This is a genomic window from Pectobacterium atrosepticum (genome assembly GCF_000740965.1).
Taxonomy (GTDB): domain Bacteria; phylum Pseudomonadota; class Gammaproteobacteria; order Enterobacterales; family Enterobacteriaceae; genus Pectobacterium; species Pectobacterium atrosepticum.
Map to the genome: position 1 here is coordinate 1888283 of NZ_CP009125.1, position 20051 is coordinate 1908333.

Consider the following 20051-nt stretch of genomic DNA (forward strand, 5'->3'; position numbering starts at 1 on the left):
GCGTCTATTCACTAAGCGAATGATGCTATTATTTATCTATCCGTGATGACTGGATTTATTAAATAATACTTTATTCCTTAATGAACCACATCAGCGACGAATCCCCCTCATGTCATATAGCCGGTTTATATAAATGCTTGTACAAATCAATCAAATAGTACTAAATTAGCACATGCCATAAGTTTATTTAAAATCTATAACCATTTGATTTTATAGTTTTTACTTTAAATAAAATTGTATGATATCTGCCATGAATCACACATAAATAACCTAAAAAACACTACTGTATGTATCAGTAATTCGCAAGAAAACATGCCTTTTCCATGCTTTTAGATGACCTGATTTTAGTATCATGAATCACAGTTTTTTGATGATGTTTGTAGTAGTGTCATTAAAAAATGAAGACACCAGCAATGGAGGGTAGGAGATGGTTAGGTATATTGAAGTTAAGTCCATTAGGGAGGGGGTTTATCTTCTCTGGCGGATGGGACATTCTGAAGATGCAAGACGATTTTCATTCGGCACACAGAAAAACGTACAGTTGATTAATGAGAAGATTAACAAGATTATTGATGCTGAGGTGCGGGAGAGTAACGGAGCCACGCGCATTACAAAGCATGTACTCTGGTATAGCACAATTTACTGTGACCATAGCGTCGATGAATCACAACTGGTATGGCTTAAGCAAGATCAGTATGGCTGTATATATTTTTGGTTACGGTTAATAAAAGAATATGTGGATTTCTACCCTAGAGATGCGGATGATATATACCCAAAATATTATTTTCGTCGAAAAAGGCATCTCTGGCTTATAGGTGAGTATTTGCCTTCGGCGATACCTGACACACCTGAACAATGTTATCTAGCTACCTTGTCTATTCTCGATATATTACTGACCCAGACAAGCAAAAATGACTCAATTACGTCTGAAATAAAAAATGATTACTTAAATAACAAAAAAATGTTCAGAAAGGATTTCTCATGGATGGTCGATGCAGGAAAAGAAAATATTGAATGGATAATGGAGCAATTTTTTTCGGAACGTCGCATATTTAGGGGTTTCAGAGATGTCAACATCATTCCTGAGATGCAGGGTTTTGCCATTCCTGCAATATATTATCTCTGGAATGAAGAACCGGCAGAAAAACAACTTTTTCTAAATACGTTGCGAAAACGCTATGCAAATATGAAGCATCGTAAGAAAGTTGCAACCAAAGCACCGGTCAATATTCGTATTTCTGACAGTTCTAAAAAGACGCTGGTAAAACTTGAGAAATATCTTAACCGTAACAGGGCTGATGTGATCGAATTTCTGATAGATAAAGCATGGGCAGAAATGAATCAGAAAAAATAAAAAAATCTCAGTTATATATCACCTCATTGAGTTACCCCAATTCCAATTCATCAGGCCACCCATCCCGGATGGCCTTTTTCATTCTGAGGCTGATATGAAAAAATCGTCAGGTTATTCCCTGATCCGCCGCCATCTGCGGCGCTATCCCCGTTCGTTACGTCATGCCCTTATGCAGGAGCTGACCCGGCTGGTTACCTATGAACCGGTGATTGGCATTATGGGCAAAACCGGCGTAGGGAAATCGAGCTTATGTAATGCGCTGTTTCGCAGCGAAGTCTGCGCAGTGAATGCTGTCGCAGCCTGTACCCGTGAGCCACAACGCATTCGTCTGCGTTTTGGGCGTCATTATCTTACGTTGGTTGATTTACCCGGAGTGGGTGAAAGTCAGCAGCGGGATGAGGAATATCGCGCACTGTATCAATCCCTGTTGCCGGAGCTGGATATGGTGCTGTGGGTATTGAAGGCGGATGACCGCGCCTATTCTGCCGAGGAGCAGTTTTATCGGGATGTGTTCGGCTCCGTGAACGGTGAGCACACGCCGATACTCTGGCTGCTCAATCAGGTCGACAAGATTGAACCGAGTGAAGAATGGCACTGGGCCTCTGCGCAGCCGTCATCCAGGCAACGGGAACATATGGCACAAAAGCAGGCGGCTATCGGGCAACAACTCGGTATCGTGGCAGAGAACATTTTACCGCTTTCCGTTAAAGGCCGTTATCAACTGGGAAAGATGGTGGAGGCGATGATAACCCTTCTCCCAAAGCAGGCTCGCAGTCCGGTCATTCCTCATTTACGTGCTGAGCACCAAACCGAAAGCGCGATACAGCAGGCCAGGGCTGGATTTTCCGACACGGTAGTCAGTGCGGTGGATTGGGTTATTGACCACGCGCCGTTGCCTCAGGTAGCAAAACAGGTGCTGCATGGCGTCACCCATTCCGTTGCCAGAGTGGCAAATGCGGTGTGGTCTTTCTTCTTTGACTAACGTTTTTGCTGCTTCCCATCAGGTTTCTTTATCGTCACCGATCGATTTTGTCGATCGAACCGATCGAATTGATTTGTTATACCGCCATTTCTCCCCGCTATAAAATCGATTTTCCATTCTGAGACTTTTTTACTTTTACGAATCAATAACATGTTCATGTAACGCGTATGCGTCTGGAGGGCAATGATGCCGTTGTTACTGCTTTGGGTGGGGCTGGCAATCGTGTTGGGATGCGTGGCATCCAGCAGCGGTCGCTCGTTCTGGGGCTGGTTCATTTTGGGTATGGTCATCGACCCGTTACTGGCCGGATTGCTGTATTACCTGATTTGCAGAGAAAAATAATATGCGAACGCTGTTGAAGCTGTTTGGCCGCTTTATGCGCTGGTATATCACGCTGGTGATTTTTATGGCCTGCCTGCTTTTTATCATCAATACCGTTGGCGGATGGGCCGGCTTTTAACCGAGAGCCCTTCCGAAGGAAAACCACAATGAAAACACAACCTGCACTGCCATGCAGCGGACTGCTGCTGGCCTCTCTGATGGTTCTGCCCATTCTGTCTGCACAAGCAAAGCCTGCTGACAATGAACCGCAAATTATCACCGACAGCGAAGGGCACATGGTTTGCCATCTCTGTGGACCCGACAGGAAAGACAGTTTCTTTATTTCTGACTATCCACAGGGCTATAAAAATAAAACGGATCAGTACAGCAAGTTATGGGACATGACGCGCTATACCATCCTGCTGAATGATGCCATTCCTGCTTACACCGCTAACCGGACACCCGATTTTTATTACATCGATAAATATGCCGCGTCGCCCACCGTTCACTTTATTGAGTTTGACGATGACCGCTCTGATTTATCGGCTGTAGCTAAGGTGTCGGTGACGGAAAACAAAAACAACACGCTGCTCACTGTCACCTGGAAGAATGGAGAGAAAAACCGTTTCCAGATGAATAACCAGATTCTGGCGTATCAGGCACAAATACTGAGAAACACGCAGGACCAGCTTTTCTGCCGGAATTGCGGTGACAACGGCAAGGATGTGCTGGTTCAGGGCGCGGATACCGCCAGCCTTTATACCCGTCTGACCGATACGCCGTATTACGCCTTTCTGGTGCAAAGTGCCGGGATGGCCTGCCCGGCAGGGAGCTGGTATGCCGTCAATAAAACGACGCCCGCGCCTGAAATCAAGGCGATTGACCTCAAGGATTGCAGTGAAATCGTGAAGGTTGACAGTACCCATGATGCCAACAACACCACGCTTAACCTCACTCACTACAACGGCAAAAAGGACACGCTGACATTCAGCCATCGTTGAGTGTTACCGCCTCTGGTCATCGGAAGGCTTCGAGCCTGTCGAGTAAAGGAAAATATCATGAAAAAAGCATTTGTCGCACTCTGTCTGGGATTGTGTTCGCTAAGCGTTTTTGCAGAAAAAGCGCCTGTCAGAGTGCAAACCCGTATTGCCTCAGGGAACTGGTATGCCGGTCCCTATTATCCAAGGATATCCGTGACAGCGTTGACAGATTCTGTCGTCGTCAAAGACATTGCGGTTAATCGGGGAAATTGCCAGCATCTTTCCGAAGCATCCTGGAAGCCCGTTCGACTCCGCTTCGGCAGCTCTTTTGAAACAACGTTTAAGTCAAAAAACTGGGGAGCCGCCTGTAATGTCCTTGAAATCATTGTCGAGACCGATCAGGGCATATGGGAATTCCAGGTGGAATAACGACTGACCTTATTCACGGTTCCGATGCCTCGTGCGTCTGCGCGAGGCATTGTATTTATTGTGTTCTTGTCATCCATTTCATCCTTCTTTTTCATCATCCATCATTTAGATAAGGAATCACCATGTCATGTAATTCATTGGCAGGCGGCATCGCGTCCAGAGAGCAGCGCATTATCCAGATGGCGTTATGCCTGCTGGAAAAACGGGTACGAAAAAATTCGCGACAGTTCAAAACCTCGGAGGACACCAAAAGCTGGCTGATGCTGGAGCTCAGCGGTCTGGATCGCGAGGTCTTTATGGTGCTGTATCTGGATAACCAGCATCGTCTGATAGAAAAGGAAGTTATCGCGCTGGGTGGTATCAACAGTACCGAAGTGCATCCACGTGAAATCCTCAAAGCCTCACTGCGCCATAACGCCGCCGCCGTGATACTGGCACACAATCATCCTTCCTGCTGTGCCGAGCCCAGTCAGGCTGACCGCCATATCACCGACAAGCTGAAGGGATCACTGTCACAACTCGACGTCAGAGTCCTCGATCATCTGGTTGTCGGCGGCGCTGATGTGGTGTCGTTTGCTGAACGTGGCTGGCTGTGATGATCACATTTACTACCGCACTTTTATAAGGAAACCATCATGCCATCATCGAATACCCCTGAATGGGGACTAAAATGTGCTGTCACGCCGCGATTCGGAGCCAGGCTGGTTCAGGAAGGTCACCGCCTGCACTATCTGGCAGACCGGGCCAGCATTGTCGGTACGTTTAGCAAAACAGAAGCCCAAAATCTGGAGCGTTGCTTCCCTGAGCTAATTAAGCTGTTGGAGCAGAAGCTACGCATGGGGGAACTGAATCCCCGTCAGCAGAACTGCGTCACGCTGCATTGCAACGAATGGATCTGTGAAGCCGATACGCTGGGCAGTGTTGGCTACGTGTATATTGTTATCTATCCCTCTTCGGCAGCAGCAGAATAACCTGCAACTTCTCCCCCATCCTGAGCATTTTCCTGATTTTAACGACTTAACCTGTAGAGAGTATTCCCATGCAAACATCACCTGCAATCCCGCCACGGGAGGATAACCCCTGTCCGTCACCTATAACCGTCTGGCAGCAACTGCTGACCTACCTGCTGGAAAAGCACTACGGCCTGACGCTGAACGATACACCATTCTGTGAGGAAAACGTGATTCAAGCGCATATCGATGCTGGCGTCACGTTGGTCAATGCCGTGAATTTTCTGGTGGAAAAATACGAACTGGTGCGCATCGATCGCGACGGTTTTAACTGGCAGGAGCAATCGCCGTTTCTCACTGCCGTTGATGTTCTCCGTGCCAGACGTGCTACCGGCTTGCTCAAAGCATAAAGACTGCGAGCCGCTTTCCAGTAATACCAGACCAAATCTATTTATCCTTCTCCCCGATGCATAATGCGCCAGCCCTTACCGGCTGGCGCATTTGCTTTTATCTATGGACCACAAATGATGCAAATTGAACCCGAGGTTTTGACCGAACACACCGAGCTGATTTGCTCGACCAATATCGAACGTATCGTTACCGGACGTGATACCGCGCTGCAACAGATAGAACAGCTCCTCAACCAGCTACGGGCGATCTCAACACTAACAGCGACTATTGGTGGCGGCACCGCTGAAGACTGGGCGTTAAAGCAAGGGCATCGCTACGACTGCTGGCTGACAGAAACACCTGGCAAAGCGATGCCTGCCATTACCCGCACACTGGATCGTAATATCTGGCGCGACCTGATGCTGAAATCCGGCATGTTGACGCTGATGGATGCTGAAGCGCGTAGCCAGTGGCATAAAAATCTGGATGAGGGGGAGCTACCGGTCATCAGCGAAGCCAATATACTCAGCACCTTTGAGCAACTCCACCAAAGTAAACAGGAGGTATTTGAGCGAGGTGTTATTAACGTATTCAAAGGGCTATCGTGGGATTACAAAACCAATCACCCTTGCTACTTTGGCAAGAAAATCATCATCAGCAATCTGGTGACATACAACCGTTGGGGCTTTGGCCTGAATTGGGGCTGGCGACGCGATCAACTGGCTGATTTGGAAAGAATGCTGTATCTGTTGGATGGTAAACCGCTCCCCGACAATCGGGGCGATGTAACCATCCGGTTGATGGACCATATCCGTGATAATCCTCACGAGCAGGAATACGAAGATGAGTTCTTTAGTGTGCGTTACTTTCAGAAAGGCACTGGGCATCTCACCTTTAAACGCCCTGACCTGATCGATCAGATGAACGATATAATTGCCAAACATTATCCAGGGATGTTGGCGGCAAGGTGATTATCGACAGGCTAGGGGGCTGGATGGAGGTTACCTATCTCGTTGCTACGGTGATGGTAATGTTAGTCTGGTAATGTAAAAGGGGGATACGACATGTTATGTGCCACGTATCGTTTGGCGGGAGAAGGGCGATGATGAGAAAAGGGAATAGCAGTATCTCAAAAACTGCTGCATTGACCGATGATGTGAAAGACGCAGATACGACAGCGATCGATCACTCACGTATCACTACGTCATCGGGGGAGAGCTGGGATGGTTGGTTTGCTACCGAGGATGCCACTTCTGATTTTATGGAGGACAGGGAGCAACCTAAAGCCCCCCAGACCTGATGATAGCGGTGAACCGATTGCCAGAAATGCACTCGCTGTCTTGATAACGGTTTTGCTATCTACATTAAACCACGATAGCATCTAACCGCTGAATGAAGTTGTACTGATGTTATTTATACATCAGATTTTGCATCGCAACATTTTTAACATCACTGTTGAATTGTGTGGCGAGTAGTCACTGGTGTGAAGGGAAAAAGACTGAGTATACAAATGAGGATATATCGTCTATGTTCACTTATGATGTGTCTTTATTTTCAATAAGATGGGTTTGTTTTTCAAGTCCCGCCCCGGCACCATTGATTTAAGCTAATAAAAACAATTAGTTATATAATATTATACGCCACCGCAAGGTGGTTTTTTTATGCCTGAAAATCCCTTTCCTAATATGATTTTTTTGTCAGTGCTAGATATGCACTATTTTGACCACCAGTTCACTAGAACGAACAGCATTTTACAGTTGTATCAGTCTGTCACTGCCGATGGTCAAGTGTCCTGATATTGACTATTTTTCTGCTAATAGCCCCTGAATATAAAGGTCTTTATCCCTCATCAGAACGTCTATTTTTGAATCCGTGCCTGTTCAACGGCCAGTCGTTCTATTGCTCCTGCGCGGAGTGTCGCCAACTGTTTGAGGAGCCCTTTTGCATCTACCATGGGGTGTGGTTGGTCAGGCTGATGTACTTTTAGTTGATTTTGCATTTCAATTTGACCGTTACTAAAAGGATGCGCGGTGAGATGGACTGTAATGGGGTGCTTAGAATCTTCCACCATCACCTTAATACGGTCTATGCTTCGGATGTAGGCCTCAACCTGTTGCGGACCGTCTATAGCATTTAATCCTAATCCGCCAATAGTAATCGCGTGATAGGTGTTATTCCTCTCTTTGACATCAAGCACATAAGATGTGGTGCCCCAAGTGTGGCCTGGGGTAATGTAGGCATGAAATGTAGTATCACCCACCGTCAACGCATCGCCGTCTTTCACCAAGATATCTGTGGTGGCTGGGTCAGGCATTGCCCATGCGCTAGGTTTCCCCAGTGTTTTTTTTGCATCAGCCTGCGCTTCCTTCCATCCTTCCTCAGACATGACAAAACGTGCGTTGGTTAACGACTTGAGTTTAGATACGCCGCCTACATGATCAAAATGTCCGTGTGTTAGCAGTACCATTTTGATATCTGATGGCTCGACGCCGATTTTTTTAATGTTATCCATAAGCTGGTCTGTAAATTCTCCATACAGCGTATCTATTAGTACTGGGCCTTCGCTGGTTTTGATGAGCCAGGCTGAGACCCAACAAATGCCGACATAATAAACATTGTCAAATACCTGATAGGGTTCGACGGCCTGGGCCTTTGCATCATTCAGCCAACGTCCAAGTTCGGCAGGCATTTTACCGCTGCTTCCAAATTGGTTGAAAAATTGGTTGATAGCTGAGGATGGACCGCACCCTGTCAGTGAGGTGATGGCGGGACTATTTGTTTCTGCACCTTTTGTTTCTGTACCTTGTGATGGGAGAGTGTGAGCCGTAGCAGCCACACTGATTAAAAGTAAGAAAGCTGCTAGGGGCGTAAGACGTTGGTTTTTCATTCTTTATCTCTTGTCTGGATAGTAAAACCCAGACTATAGTTGCAGAAATCGGATGAATAAATACGAAGTAATGCAAACTAACGTTGCATATTTCGGACAATATGAGGGCTTATGGATCGCTTTGTTGCCATGCAGGTATTTGTTGATGTGGTTGAGTTAGGAAGTCTCACTGCCGCAGCGAACAAACTGGATATCTCGCGGGCCATGGCTACGCGGTATATCGCATCATTGGAGAAATCATTTGGCGTTCGGTTATTGCATCGTTCCAGTCGCAGTTTGGGGCTGACCAGTGCTGGGAGCGAAATTTTGTCCTATTGCCGACAAATTTTAGCTCTAAATGATGATATTGGTGCGGCCCTTGAGAGTAAGAGCCAAGAGCCTAACGGCTTGATTCGGGTTGCGAGCAGTATCTCATTCGGTCAATCCTATCTGGCCGATGCGATGAGGCGCTATGCTTCCCAATACCCCAAGGTTGCTATTGAAATGGTGTTGAAGGATGCATCAATTAATCTGGTGGAACAGCGGATTGATCTGGCTATTCATGTTGGTAACAAGCTCGATCCGAGTGTGATTTCACGCCAACTGACCCGATGTGCTTCTGTCGTTTGTGCTGCACCCGATTATCTGGCACGTAATGGAACGCCCCAACGGCCAGACGATCTCAGGCAACACAACTGCTTGCACCACACGCGTTTTGGCAACGTCTGGCGTTTTCAGCGCCCGTCGGCTAAGGGGGAAAATTTGGTGATGGATGAAGTGGATGTCACGGGCAACTTTGCCGCGAATGATAGTATGGTGCTTTTGCATGCTGCGCTGGCGGGCGGGGGTATCGTTCATTTACCCGCTTTTACGGCAGATCCTTATCTTCGCACCGGCGCACTGGTTCGCGTTTTGACGGACTATTTATTGCCGGAACTGGGTGTCTATGCGTTATACAGCTCACGTAAATATTTACCGACCAGCACACGGACGTTACTGGATTTTTTGCTTGATGATTTGGCAAGCGACAACGCTGATGGCACTAAGAGGCGAGCCGTGTCTCGATCACTGACAGCCTAATGTATAGCGTTAGAATAGGCATTCGATAGACTACAGATGCACATCCACGACCGCATCTGTAATTAAACGAGTTGCTGGCTTGGGTAAATAGAGCATTAACTCCTTGAATGTCCGATGTGATCATATGCACTCTTCTTCGTTCGACAGGATATATAACCATATAGTATGAAGGGATGTTATCGTGAAGATACATCTACAGATATATTTGATTCACATGATTAGTTGAGATGTTGGAAGGCGGGTTGGCGGGTGATATGGCAGATTAATGTTACAGAAAATCACTCTTTTAATCGCCGTTAAGAGACGGCGATAAATAGCAAAACTGCTGTTACTAGATTTTTATCTATTTGTTTTTTCGGCATAAGAATTTATCTTTTATCACGCCATCAAAGAAACGACCTTTAGAGACGACAGAGTCAGAAATAAACTTTTTGTAGATAGATTCAGGTACGCCAACATATTGATAGATATCTTTGTTATGAAACGCTATCTCAAGGGTGTGCGTCTGTGGGTCATACCCAATGGAATCAATTCGTGACGATGAAACCTGCTGTCGCTGCAATGCTTGTTCCTCCCTTGTGTAAAATAAGATCAAAGTATAAAAAATTTACTGCATGACGCATTGTCGACGATCATGCTTATTTATGGTTCATCGCGGGTTAGCGTGAAAGAATAGAAAACGGCAGTAAGAACGTTTAGGTTTGTATTTGCCAAAAAACGCCCTAAACCTCCAGACTGCTGCCATGAATGCTAACCCGACTTTACTCTTCTGGAAAGGGTTTGATGTTGAGTTCCACACCGAAATCGCCCCACATACACGCTTAATTATGCCTCAGCCATTGAGTCAGTGACGATGGGCATGAATATCGCGCTCGTTTGGTATACAAATAACGATGTTGCCTCGTGAGCGGCTTCGCGTAATTCTCAGCCAAATGAGACAATTCTGCGGCGGGTGCGATACACTTCGACCATCTTATCAATGGGGTACGTTAGCGAATTATTCGGCGTGAACGTTAAACGAGTAGCAGCCTGCCTAGCCATTTTTTCTATGATGATGCTGTTTATTGCCCCCTTGATTTCAAGATCATTGGTGCAGCTATCGGCCTGTCAGGTATCCGCCCATCACATGCCTGCTGCATCTCAGCATCACCATGGCGTAGATGATCATGAGACATGTCATCGCGGCAGTACGCCGCATAATCTGATGATGTCCAGCATCGGTCTTTCGCCGATGGAGGACATTGCCTGCGGATACTGCCAGCTTCTTGTGCATTTACCGTTCATTCTTTCTGTCATATTGCCATTGCTCTGGTTGCTATTATCCGCACACCGGCCGACGTATTCCCCTAATTTTGTTTGCCCAACGTTATTCCGACCCTATTGCCCACAGCGTGCCCGTGCGCCTCCCGAGACGGTTTCTTTGCTTTGAATCCTTTTAATAACGACATCCGTCGGCGTACTTCCTATGGTCGGGCGATCCCTCCATAGGCGTTCTGCCGCATGTTGTTATGGCATAAGAAACCGTAAGGCAACACGATGAAAAAAATTGAATTTGTATACACGCCCGCCGCTTCTTTGGTGCTGGTGGCGCTATCCTCTTTACCCGTGATGGCACAGGGCGATCACGATCATTCCGCTTCTCACGCTATGCTGAATGATGATGCCGTGATGGTGGTGACTGCCCCCGATACTTCTCCTCTTACGCTGGTGACCTCGCCGAAAACCCCGCGACAGCCAGTACCGGCCAGCGATGGCTCGGATTATCTGAAAACCATTCCCGGGTTCTCGCAAATACGCAACGGTGGAACCAATGGCGATCCTGTTTTCCGGGGCATGTTTGGATCGAGACTACGCATCCTTTCTAATAATGGTGAGATGTTGGGCGCCTGCCCGTCACGCATGGATGCACCGAGTTCGTACATCTCGCCCGAAAGCTATGACCTGTTAACCTTTACCAAAGGACCGCAGACCGTGCTGTGGGGCGCGGGAAATTCAGCGGGAACCGTGCGATTTGAGCGGACACAGCCGCGTTTTGATAAACCGGGAATACAGGGCAACGCCAGCGTATTGGCTGCATCAAACGATCGTCATGATGAAAATGCTGATGTCAGCTTCGGGAGTGAAGAGGGCTATGTTCGACTCATTGGTAATAAATCACAGTCGGGCGATTACAAAGAGGGTGATGGAAAACGCGTGGCATCAAAGTGGGATAAATGGAATGCGGATGTGGCGCTCGGCTGGACGCCAGACAGCGACACACTGCTGGAGCTGACCGCAGGCAAAGGTGATGGAGAAGCGCGCTACGCTGGGCGTGGCATGGATGGTTCGCAATTTAAGCGTGAGAGTTTGGGTCTACGTGCCGAGAAATCCAATATAGGGAACGTATTCGATAAGCTTGAAGCGAGTGTGTATTACAACTATGCCGATCACGTTATGGATAATTACACGCTGCGCTCACCGGGTGGTATGGGGATGATGAGCATGCCAATGGCCAGTCAACTGGATAGAAAAACGGTTGGCGGACGGATGATGGCAACGTGGATATGGTCCGATTATGAGCTGAAAAGCGGGGCGGACATGCAGACGAATACGCATCGCCGTTGGAGGAATGATAGCTGGAAGAAAGATGCGCAATTTAACACCTATGGTGTCTTCAGCGAACTTACCTGGCAGGCCACTGGGCAGAGTAAGGTCATAGGGGGAACGCGCATGGATAAAACCAAGGTCGAGAATGACACGGGCACTGGCGCGAGCGAACGGCACGATACGTTACCAGCAGGTTTTATCCGCGTGGAGCATACGCTGGCCGATAGCCCAGTAATGCTGTACGCAGGCGTTGGCTACACCGAGCGCTTTCCTGATTATTGGGAGCTTTTCTCGCCAACCTATGGGCCGAGCAGAACGCAGAGTGCGTTCGATCATGTTAAAACCGAGAAAACGACCCAGCTTGATATTGGCGCGCAGTACAGCGGCGAACGTCTGAACAGTTGGGTCTCTGCCTATGTGGGACGGGTTAATGATTTTATCCTGTTCCGCTATGATCCGATGAATGCCAGGGTCAGCGAGGCGGATAATGTTAATGCGACCATCATGGGAGGCGAAACGGGATTCAGCTATAAATTAACGGATAGCTGGAAAACGGACGCCAGCCTAGCGTATTCCTGGGCGAAGAATACGGATGACCATCGGCCGCTGCCGCAAATTCCTCCGCTGGAAGCGCGCTTGGGATTATCGTGGGAAAAAGGTAACTGGAGTAGCACGGGTTTGCTGCGTCTGGTGAGTCAGCAAAATAGGGTGGCGATTAGCGAAGGTAACGTTGTCGGAAAAGACTTTGATAATAGCCCCGGCTTTGCGATTTTCTCGGCTAATGCGGCGTATCGTGTTAACCAATACGTCAAACTGAGTACGGGTGTCGATAACTTGTTTAACACCACTTACAGTGAACATCTCAACCTTGCCGGTAATAGCAGTTTCGGTTATTCAGCCAACACATCCGTAAACGAGCCGGGTAGAACCTACTGGGCGAAGGTGAATGTTACCTTCTAATTTAACGTTGTAACGTATGGATAAACCGCACTGTAGCCATTTTTTGACGGATTACAGTGCGGTTCAGGGAGTGATACGCTGCGTGAAACTCGCACTTTCATTTTATCTGCGAAGATTAGTCTCAATTATTTCGATGAATGCTGACAAATCCCGAGTGCTGAACTATTTTCATAAGTAATTATCACGTTACGGAGGTCGATATGGGATTTTGGCGCATTGTACTGACTATTCTTTTACCACCGTTGGGCGTGTTATTGGGGAAAGGAATTGGTGGCGCGTTTATTCTGAATATTATTCTGACGCTGTTGGGTTATTTTCCCGGTTTGGTGCATGCGTTTTGGGTGCAGACAAAAGACGATGGAATTTAATGGCTGAAAAAACTGAACGACGATCATGATGAAATAACGGGGAGGCAACATGCCTCCCCGTTATTTTTTGCGAACATACAGGACAGGCGATTAATAATAGCCAATCAGTTTCCACCAGACTAAGCCGACGATAAAAATCAGGGCGACGTTAAACGTGACGATACAGAAATTGATTTTATAGAAACGGTGCCGTTCAAAATATCCCTGAGCAAAATAGATAGGGCCGGGGCCACCGCCGTATTCGGTATTTCCCCACATCAGGTTGCTAAAAATCCCAAAACAGATGGCAACCATCATGGGCGGGGCGCCTGCGGCTATTGCGGTGGCAGCGAAGGGCGCATAAAGCGCGGCGACGTGCCCAGAGGCGGTAGCAAACAGATAATGCACATAGATATAGAGGATGCCGAGAATAACGAAGGTTTCCATCGCGCCGAAGCCCTGTATGGAGTTACCCAGCTTGACGGTCATCCACTTAATAAAGCCAAGGTCAGACAACCCTGCGGCGAGGCTGATAATGACGCTGAACCAGATGACTGTATCCCAGGCCGCGCGATCGCTGAGTACCTCTTTCCACTGGACGGCCTGAGTGACGAACAGGTAGGCAACTAATGCCAGCCCGACGGACGTGGCAGAGAAACCGGTGATCAGGCTGGTGCCCCAGCCGAGCAGCGCGAGCACAAAACCAAACGCCACTTTTTTCTCTGCCGATTTCATGTTCCCCAATTCCACCAGTGACCGGCGTCCCATCTCCTTGGCTTCTGGTGTTTTTTTCAATTCCGGGTTCAGAATTTTGTAAACCAGCAGTGGCATGAGGCAGAAGCAGCACATTGCAGGTACGACAGCGGCAATAAACCAGCCGCCCCAGGTAATGTCCACGCCTAATGAGGTTTTTGCTAGGCTGCCAACCAGCGGATTGGCGGCCATGCCAGTGAGAAAAATCGCGCCGGTGATCGGCGTAAACTGAAAGCAGACCATGATCAGAAAATCCCCGATCTTTTTACCGCTAACGCCGGGTGTTGAGCCTAATACTTCATTAATTGAACGCGCGATGGGAAAGATAATTCCGCCCGAACGTGCGGTGACGGATGGCATAGCGGGCGCCATGATCAGGTCGGAGACGCCCAGTGAATAAGCGATCCCCAAACTGCTTCCGCCGAATAGCGACAGCATTTTGTAGGCGATGCGTTTTCCTAAGCCGGATGTGACAAAGCCCAGTGAGAGGATATAGGCACAAAAGATGAGCCAGACGGTGCCGCTGGAAAAACCGGCCAGCGCTTTAGCTTCTGTTAATGTTCCCGTGAAAATGGTGATGCAAAGGACAAGCAGCATAATCGCGCCCGACGGCAGAGGCTGCGTCAATATTGCTGCGATAGTGGCGGCAAAAATCGCGAACATATGCCATGCCTGTGGCGTAAGGCCATCAGGGACCGGAGAAAACCAGATAATTAGGCCCAGCAGGAGAGGAATAATAACCGCGACTATTTTTTTCTTGGTGGATGATTCGGATGACATAGCGTCCCCTTAATCGTGCAAGCAATGGTTATCCGTTATCGTTCCCGGCAACAGAGAGCCTACCCAGACGCGTTATTATCTTGCGTCTGGGGAATATCGATCTCAGTTTGTGAATTAGGGAGATACCGGATAATTACCGGTGATGACTATTTTCTTTCCATTTTATTTACTACCTGGTCAACCATTTCAGGGGCGCTCCCCAAATAGTTGACGGGGTTGGTCAGGTCTTCGATTAATTTGGGATCGAGGCGGCTAGCGACGCTTGGCATAGCATTGAGAACATCGGCCAGCGTGCCGCCTTTCTCATTTACGATACGGCAGGCATCGTAGACGATGTCATGCGCTTCCTGACGACCAATATACGGTGCCAGCCCCATCATCACAGCTTCTGCCACAATCAGGCCGTTGGTCATATTGAGGTTTTTCAGCATCATCTTCTCATCAACAATGAGGCCGTCTAGCATGAACTTGGCTTGATGAAGTGCGCCTGCGGAGAGAATGAAACTTTCCGGGATGGCGATCCACTCCGCATGCCAGGGGCCTGTGGCGCGTTCCAGATCTTGCACCATCGCATCCAGCATTAACCCAGCCTGTTGACGAACGCCTTTGGAACAGGCCAGCATCAGTTCGCTGGAAATAGGGTTACGCTTTTGCGGCATGGTGCTGCTGGCTCCACGGCCTTTGACAAACGGTTCATACAGTTCGCCGAATTCGTTGGAGGCCATCAGCATGACGTCATAGCCAATTTTCCCTAATGAACCGGTGATTACCGCTAGCAGGTTGACGGCTTCGGCAAACCCATCACGAGCCACATGCCAGGTTGAGGTCGGTACACCCAGTCCAAGCTCTGCCATCAGTGCTTTTTGCACCGCGAGCCCTTTGTCACCCAATGAGGCGAGTGTCCCTGCTGCACCCGCGAACTCTCCCACCAGCACGCGAGGACGTAGCTGTGCGAGGCGCTCGGCATGGCGATCGAACATATCCAACCAGATGGCCGCTTTGTAGCCGAATGTAATCGGTAGCGCCTGTTGTAAATGGGTACGCCCAGCCATTGGCGTATTGCGGTAACGCACGGCCAGTCTGGCTAAAATAGAACGTAGTGCGTCGATATCTGCTTCAATTAACGCGAATGCATCACGGATTTGTAGCACCACGGCCGTATCCATAATGTCCTGTGTCGTTGCGCCCCAGTGTACATAGCCGCCAGATTGGCCGGCCTGCTTGGAAATCTGGTGTACTAGCGGCAGGATAGGGTAGCCCACAATTTCTGTTTCGTGGCGCAGCAGCTCAAAATCGAGCGTGTCGGCGTTACAGCTGGCTGTGATTTCTGCGGCAGCTTCTTCTGGAATCACGCCACAACGTGCTTGCGCATTGGCCAGTGCGATCTCTACTTCCACATACTTACGGACGAGTTCTCGGTCATCGAAGATTGCCCGCATTGCTGGGGTACCAAATGAATCACGGAATAGAACTGAATCAAGCACATTCGAAGCCATAACGCCTCCTGAAGCGAATGTATTGGTGATAAGATGCAGACCATATCCGCGATAAAATGAAGCGTGTTTACCGCTGATGAGCGGTATGGCCTGAAGGTTTAAATGTTCGGACATGTTCAAATGTTCGGACATGTTGTATTTATAAAAACATGTCCGGACAAGTTAGGGAAGCAGTGAAATGTTATTTTGTGATGCAGGGCATCAATCTTGATTAAGAGCGTGAGCCGATGAAAGAACCTTTGTATAAGCGCATTGCCCGTGAACTCAGCCAGAATATAACGCTAGGCCAGTACCCAACTGGCTCGTTGATTCCCTCCGAGCTGGAGCTCTGTGAGCAGTATCAGGTTAGCCGCCATACCGTCAGGGAGGCGCTGCGCGATCTAACAGAGGCGGGTTTGCTATCCCGTCGCAAGGGCGTGGGTTCCGTTGTTGTCGATAATGATGAAAAGCGGGAACGTAACCATCCTCTGGCTAGCCTTGAGGATCTGTTTGTGTTGGCAAAAACCAACCTGCGCGTAGTGAAGAAGATTGATGAAGTCGTGGCGGATGTTGAGCTGGCAAAGATTATTGGCGGCAAGCCGGGCGATCGTTGGTTGCATATTGCCAGTATTCGTGAAGACAGCCAGAAAAAGGACTCCCCGATATGCTGGACTGATAGCTACGTTAGCCCGGATTATGCCAAGGTCAAAAGTCTGGTACGCAGCGATCCATTTGCGTTGATTAGCGATTTGATTGAAAAGCATTATGGCGTGCAAGGGGAAGAAGTGCGCCAGACGATCTCTGCCGTTGGTGTTCCGGCCAAAATAGCGAAAACGCTGGGCGTTGACGTAGGCTACCCAGCATTAAAAATCGTACGCCATTATCTTGACCGCTCGGGAAACGTTTTTGAAACCACGGTATCGATCCATCCAGCAGACCGATATACCTGCTCCATTACGCTTAAACGCCAAACGGGAAACCGAACGTAATCCGCTTGTACCTTATTGAAGCCTGCTCGCTTCCTGTCTACATGAGCCTGCATGCATAATGCAGGCACCACGCTTGTTGATTTGTTCTTGTTGATATTGTCCCTGTCGTTATTATTCTGGTTACTATATTGCCCGCATTACCTGATTGCGACCCTGCTGTTTGGCCTGATAAAGCGCGATATCGGCGCGGTTAATCAGCATACTGAGTGTCTCACCATCCCGATATTCAGCGACGCCGCAACTGACCGTCACCTGAATGATCCCTTCACGGTAGGGAAGGTGCGCTATTTCAATACTGTGGCGTAGCGCTTCGGCGCGCTGTTGCGCGGCGTTGATATCGCAATCGTCGAGTAGAATGACGAACTCTTCACCTCCCCAACGACAAGATTGATCGCTGGAGCGGGTGTTGGTCGACAATATGGCGGAAACTTCTTGTAAAACCAGATCCCCAACGTTATGGCCATACTTGTCATTAATTTTTTTGAAGTGGTCAATATCAATGAGAAGAATGGAGAGTGACTTGTGTTGTAAGGCATTTTTCGTCCCGAGACGGCGGAATAAATAATCAAACGCTTGCCGGTTCATGAGGCCTGTTAATTTGTCGGTCGTGGCCATTTGTTCCAGACGGCGTTGATATCCGCCAATGGTCAACCACAGCAGAAGTAGGAAAAGGGCGCTGACGAACGTACTGATGCCTAGATTTTTTAGCAACGTGGCGAACAGCCGTTTTTCACTGGGGTGACTGGTTTGCTCTACCATCAAATACCAGCCAAATTCAGGGATTAGTCGGGTGTTGAGGAAAATATGTTCCCCCTTTGACTGATATTCATAAGCGCCACCGGGGGAGGTCAAAACCGTGGTCGCGATCCGGTTCATTCCCTGCTGTTGTTGAATCTTGAGGGGGCGGTTATACGTTTCCCCATGTAAGGTAATATTACCTTCTTTATCAATAAAATAGATGGTCCGATTATAGCGCTGTTCGTATTTTTCAATAAGATGTTTAACCCGCTCAACCGGGATACCCACGCCGGTAATGCCAATAAAATTGTCTTCATAATCCATGACTTTATGGTTGATGAAGATGTCCAAACGAGTACGTTTTTCAGGATCGACACGGAGATCGACAACGTAAGGCATCTCGTCTGATAGCGTTCGGTGTTGGAAATACCATTGATCGTCTGGTGAATCCTCTGAGACGGTTTTCAGGATGCGCTGAGGATCGTAGTAGCGCTTGGTTTTATCCGAAATGAAGAAAGAAAATACGGTATCGAAGCGACGATCGATTTCTCGCAGGTAGCGAAACATGGCTTGCGGATCGCTTTCGTCCTTCAGCACCCAGTCACGTAGGAAGGTGTCGTGCGCCATCAGCGACGAAATAAAGATAGGCTTTAATAAGTCTTGCTGGATTTCAGAATAGACGTTATCACTGGTCAGCGGCAGAGTATTCTCTTCGATTTCTTCTTCTAATGATTCTTTAGCCACTTCATAACTGGTCCAGCTAATCACCAGGAATGCCGCGAGCAGCATAGTGCCGAGGATTATGATTGCGCGTGTTTTATCAAGCCAGCGTGAGTTATTGATGAATCCAGTCTGCAAAATAATCTCCCCAGAGAATCATTGATGAGATAGGTGAATAACCCTCTGCTTTCACCTAAAAATGGTGGTGCAACATTTTACTGGACTGACGATGTAGCATCGTAGGGTAAATGAATCGCTGACTCGTAGGGTTCAGTATAGTGGTTACATTGTGGAAGTATTAGAGCAGATTGCCGGAACGTAATGTTTTGTATTGTATTGTGGGCTTGTTAAAGCTCTCTTGTTGGTTTGATCATCCCTATGGTTAGATTCAAGCAAACAATAATGTCGGGTAGATGACCATGAGCCATTATTCAGCAGCGAAGGAATCAGGCCCAACAGCGCTTTTATTGATTAATAAGCATGCGCGGAATGGTGATTCCTCTGCTCGCGATGTGAAGCAGTTATTACAGCAAAGCCAGATTACCCTCGTCGAGCCAGATGAAAAAGACACGGGCTCATACAGCGATATTATACGTGCCTATGCGGATCGGGTTGATTTCGTCATTGTCGGCGGTGGCGATGGCACGTTAAATTCAGCGGCTCCCGGTCTGGTCGATACCGGATTGCCGCTGGGCGTGCTGCCATTAGGAACGGCAAATGACTTTGCTCGTACGGTGGGGATTCCCAGAGATATTCGGCAGGCCATTCAGATTATTGTCAGCGGCCAGCGGCGTGCGGTTGATTTGGGGGACGTTAACGGACATCTGTTCTTTAATGTCTCCAGCATCGGTTTTTCTGCGGCACTGGCGCGCGGGCTGTCGGCCAAGTCCAAAAAGCGCTGGGGCACATTAGGCTATGCGCTGGCGGCCTTTAAGCTGCTGAAACAAAGTCGTCCTTTCCGCGTTGAGATCGAGCATGACGGCATCAAAGAGCGGGTTAAAACCGTGCAGGTATCGGTGGGCAACGGGCGTTTCTACGGCGGTGGCATGGCGGTAGCACAGAGTGCCGCGCCCGATGATGGCCGGCTGGATGTGTATAGTCTGGAGGTTTCCCACTGGTGGGAAATAGTGGCGCTCATCCCCTTTATCCGACGGGGGACGCACGGTCGCTGGCGTAAAGTCCGCGCTTTTTCCGCCAAACAACTGACGCTGAGTACCTCAAGGCCACACGATATTAATGCGGACGGCGAGTTAATCGGCAAAACGCCAGCGGTGTTTGGGATCAGAGAAAAGGCGATTCAGGTTTTTGCGCCGCCGGTGCATGGTGATAATGGATAGAGCGTAAACAAAAC

Annotated in this window: 21 protein-coding genes; 16 read left to right on the forward strand and 5 right to left on the reverse strand. The window is 48.5% G+C overall.

The window, feature by feature from the left end; genetic code table 11:
• Positions 1 to 427 precede the first annotated feature (427 nt).
• From GZ59_RS08185 to GZ59_RS08235, 10 genes are all read left to right on the forward strand, one after another.
• Positions 428 to 1354 carry a hypothetical protein gene (locus GZ59_RS08185; RefSeq protein WP_039291148.1) on the forward strand — a complete coding sequence of 309 codons (927 nt, stop codon included), beginning with the start codon at positions 428 to 430 and terminating at the stop codon, positions 1352 to 1354.
• A gap of 94 nt (positions 1355 to 1448) precedes the next feature.
• On the forward strand, positions 1449 to 2336 hold the full coding sequence (locus tag GZ59_RS08190; protein WP_039291149.1) for a GTPase family protein: 888 nt from the start codon (positions 1449 to 1451) through the stop codon (positions 2334 to 2336).
• Between the two features lie 183 nt (positions 2337 to 2519).
• The gene (locus tag GZ59_RS23665) at positions 2520 to 2678 is read left to right on the forward strand and encodes a hypothetical protein (RefSeq protein ID WP_155242703.1); all 159 of its coding nucleotides are present in this window, start codon (positions 2520 to 2522) and stop codon (positions 2676 to 2678) included.
• A gap of 146 nt (positions 2679 to 2824) precedes the next feature.
• The gene (locus GZ59_RS08205; protein ID WP_039291153.1) at positions 2825 to 3658 is read left to right on the forward strand and encodes a hypothetical protein; all 834 of its coding nucleotides are present in this window, start codon (positions 2825 to 2827) and stop codon (positions 3656 to 3658) included.
• 57 nt (positions 3659 to 3715) lie between these two features.
• The gene (locus tag GZ59_RS08210; RefSeq protein WP_039291155.1) at positions 3716 to 4066 is read left to right on the forward strand and encodes a hypothetical protein; all 351 of its coding nucleotides are present in this window, start codon (positions 3716 to 3718) and stop codon (positions 4064 to 4066) included.
• A 122-nt stretch (positions 4067 to 4188) separates the two neighbouring features.
• Positions 4189 to 4662 carry a RadC family protein gene (radC, locus tag GZ59_RS08215; RefSeq protein WP_039291157.1) on the forward strand — a complete coding sequence of 158 codons (474 nt, stop codon included), beginning with the start codon at positions 4189 to 4191 and terminating at the stop codon, positions 4660 to 4662.
• Positions 4663 to 4701: 39 nt separating this feature from the next.
• The gene (locus GZ59_RS08220) at positions 4702 to 5037 is read left to right on the forward strand and encodes a type IV toxin-antitoxin system YeeU family antitoxin (RefSeq protein ID WP_039291159.1); all 336 of its coding nucleotides are present in this window, start codon (positions 4702 to 4704) and stop codon (positions 5035 to 5037) included.
• A 68-nt stretch (positions 5038 to 5105) separates the two neighbouring features.
• Positions 5106 to 5426 (forward strand): TA system toxin CbtA family protein, encoded by a 321-nt coding sequence (locus GZ59_RS08225; protein ID WP_039291161.1) that lies wholly within the window; start codon positions 5106 to 5108, stop codon positions 5424 to 5426.
• A 117-nt stretch (positions 5427 to 5543) separates the two neighbouring features.
• Positions 5544 to 6377: a DUF4942 domain-containing protein gene (locus tag GZ59_RS08230; protein WP_039294889.1), complete on the forward strand. Its 834-nt coding sequence runs from the start codon at positions 5544 to 5546 to the stop codon at positions 6375 to 6377.
• 131 nt (positions 6378 to 6508) lie between these two features.
• Positions 6509 to 6706, forward strand: coding sequence for an AbrB/MazE/SpoVT family DNA-binding domain-containing protein (locus tag GZ59_RS08235; protein WP_051122287.1), 198 nt, complete (start codon positions 6509 to 6511; stop codon positions 6704 to 6706).
• A gap of 558 nt (positions 6707 to 7264) precedes the next feature.
• Here the strand turns inward: GZ59_RS08235 and GZ59_RS08240 are convergent.
• The gene (locus GZ59_RS08240; protein WP_011094382.1) at positions 7265 to 8293 is read right to left on the reverse strand and encodes a subclass B3 metallo-beta-lactamase CAR-1; all 1029 of its coding nucleotides are present in this window, start codon (positions 8291 to 8293) and stop codon (positions 7265 to 7267) included.
• A 111-nt stretch (positions 8294 to 8404) separates the two neighbouring features.
• On the opposite strand from GZ59_RS08240, the gene GZ59_RS08245 reads away from it, so the two are divergent.
• A complete protein-coding gene (locus GZ59_RS08245; RefSeq protein WP_039291164.1) occupies positions 8405 to 9352 on the forward strand; it encodes a LysR family transcriptional regulator in 948 nt (315 codons plus the stop codon).
• Positions 9353 to 9695: 343 nt separating this feature from the next.
• Here GZ59_RS08245 and GZ59_RS08250 read toward each other — a convergent pair whose 3' ends face one another.
• Positions 9696 to 9914 (reverse strand): KTSC domain-containing protein, encoded by a 219-nt coding sequence (locus GZ59_RS08250; RefSeq protein WP_011094380.1) that lies wholly within the window; start codon positions 9912 to 9914, stop codon positions 9696 to 9698.
• Positions 9915 to 10331: 417 nt separating this feature from the next.
• Between GZ59_RS08250 and GZ59_RS22795 the strand changes: the two genes are divergently transcribed.
• The 3 genes from GZ59_RS22795 (at position 10332) to GZ59_RS22800 (ending at position 13266) form a co-directional block, all read left to right on the forward strand.
• Positions 10332 to 10781 (forward strand): DUF2946 domain-containing protein, encoded by a 450-nt coding sequence (locus tag GZ59_RS22795; protein WP_071598447.1) that lies wholly within the window; start codon positions 10332 to 10334, stop codon positions 10779 to 10781.
• Between the two features lie 107 nt (positions 10782 to 10888).
• Entirely contained in the window at positions 10889 to 12898 is a 2010-nt protein-coding gene (locus GZ59_RS08255; protein ID WP_039291166.1) for a TonB-dependent copper receptor, read from the forward strand.
• A 200-nt stretch (positions 12899 to 13098) separates the two neighbouring features.
• The gene (locus GZ59_RS22800) at positions 13099 to 13266 is read left to right on the forward strand and encodes a YqaE/Pmp3 family membrane protein (RefSeq protein WP_010280855.1); all 168 of its coding nucleotides are present in this window, start codon (positions 13099 to 13101) and stop codon (positions 13264 to 13266) included.
• A gap of 90 nt (positions 13267 to 13356) precedes the next feature.
• Here the strand turns inward: GZ59_RS22800 and GZ59_RS08265 are convergent, their stop codons facing one another.
• Positions 13357 to 14778 carry a DASS family sodium-coupled anion symporter gene (locus GZ59_RS08265; RefSeq protein WP_039291168.1) on the reverse strand — a complete coding sequence of 474 codons (1422 nt, stop codon included), beginning with the start codon at positions 14776 to 14778 and terminating at the stop codon, positions 13357 to 13359.
• A 146-nt stretch (positions 14779 to 14924) separates the two neighbouring features.
• Entirely contained in the window at positions 14925 to 16274 is a 1350-nt protein-coding gene (pcaB, locus tag GZ59_RS08270; protein ID WP_011094376.1) for a 3-carboxy-cis,cis-muconate cycloisomerase, read from the reverse strand.
• A gap of 227 nt (positions 16275 to 16501) precedes the next feature.
• On the opposite strand from pcaB, the gene GZ59_RS08275 reads away from it, so the two are divergent.
• Complete coding sequence (locus GZ59_RS08275) at positions 16502 to 17242, forward strand: GntR family transcriptional regulator (protein WP_039291170.1); 741 nt, start codon at positions 16502 to 16504, stop codon at positions 17240 to 17242.
• A gap of 123 nt (positions 17243 to 17365) precedes the next feature.
• Here GZ59_RS08275 and GZ59_RS08280 read toward each other — a convergent pair whose 3' ends face one another.
• Positions 17366 to 18838, reverse strand: a complete 1473-nt coding sequence (locus GZ59_RS08280) for a sensor domain-containing diguanylate cyclase (RefSeq protein WP_011094374.1) — start codon at positions 18836 to 18838, stop codon at positions 17366 to 17368.
• Between the two features lie 275 nt (positions 18839 to 19113).
• Between GZ59_RS08280 and GZ59_RS08285 the strand changes: the two genes are divergently transcribed.
• Positions 19114 to 20037 (forward strand): lipid kinase, encoded by a 924-nt coding sequence (locus GZ59_RS08285; protein ID WP_011094373.1) that lies wholly within the window; start codon positions 19114 to 19116, stop codon positions 20035 to 20037.
• The last annotated feature ends 14 nt before the right edge of the window (positions 20038 to 20051 follow it).

Coding starts and splice junctions, on each gene's coding strand:
- GZ59_RS08185 (WP_039291148.1), top strand. CDS start 428: ATGGTTAGGTATATTGAAGTTAAGTCCATTAGGGAGGGGGTTTATCTT.
- GZ59_RS08190 (WP_039291149.1), top strand. CDS start 1,449: ATGAAAAAATCGTCAGGTTATTCCCTGATCCGCCGCCATCTGCGGCGC.
- GZ59_RS23665 (WP_155242703.1), top strand. CDS start 2,520: ATGATGCCGTTGTTACTGCTTTGGGTGGGGCTGGCAATCGTGTTGGGA.
- GZ59_RS08205 (WP_039291153.1), top strand. CDS start 2,825: ATGAAAACACAACCTGCACTGCCATGCAGCGGACTGCTGCTGGCCTCT.
- GZ59_RS08210 (WP_039291155.1), top strand. CDS start 3,716: ATGAAAAAAGCATTTGTCGCACTCTGTCTGGGATTGTGTTCGCTAAGC.
- radC (WP_039291157.1), top strand. CDS start 4,189: ATGTCATGTAATTCATTGGCAGGCGGCATCGCGTCCAGAGAGCAGCGC.
- GZ59_RS08220 (WP_039291159.1), top strand. CDS start 4,702: ATGCCATCATCGAATACCCCTGAATGGGGACTAAAATGTGCTGTCACG.
- GZ59_RS08225 (WP_039291161.1), top strand. CDS start 5,106: ATGCAAACATCACCTGCAATCCCGCCACGGGAGGATAACCCCTGTCCG.
- GZ59_RS08230 (WP_039294889.1), top strand. CDS start 5,544: ATGCAAATTGAACCCGAGGTTTTGACCGAACACACCGAGCTGATTTGC.
- GZ59_RS08235 (WP_051122287.1), top strand. CDS start 6,509: ATGATGAGAAAAGGGAATAGCAGTATCTCAAAAACTGCTGCATTGACC.
- GZ59_RS08240 (WP_011094382.1), bottom strand. CDS start 8,293: ATGAAAAACCAACGTCTTACGCCCCTAGCAGCTTTCTTACTTTTAATC.
- GZ59_RS08245 (WP_039291164.1), top strand. CDS start 8,405: ATGGATCGCTTTGTTGCCATGCAGGTATTTGTTGATGTGGTTGAGTTA.
- GZ59_RS22795 (WP_071598447.1), top strand. CDS start 10,332: ATGGGGTACGTTAGCGAATTATTCGGCGTGAACGTTAAACGAGTAGCA.
- GZ59_RS08255 (WP_039291166.1), top strand. CDS start 10,889: ATGAAAAAAATTGAATTTGTATACACGCCCGCCGCTTCTTTGGTGCTG.
- GZ59_RS22800 (WP_010280855.1), top strand. CDS start 13,099: ATGGGATTTTGGCGCATTGTACTGACTATTCTTTTACCACCGTTGGGC.
- GZ59_RS08265 (WP_039291168.1), bottom strand. CDS start 14,778: ATGTCATCCGAATCATCCACCAAGAAAAAAATAGTCGCGGTTATTATT.
- pcaB (WP_011094376.1), bottom strand. CDS start 16,274: ATGGCTTCGAATGTGCTTGATTCAGTTCTATTCCGTGATTCATTTGGT.
- GZ59_RS08275 (WP_039291170.1), top strand. CDS start 16,502: ATGAAAGAACCTTTGTATAAGCGCATTGCCCGTGAACTCAGCCAGAAT.
- GZ59_RS08285 (WP_011094373.1), top strand. CDS start 19,114: ATGACCATGAGCCATTATTCAGCAGCGAAGGAATCAGGCCCAACAGCG.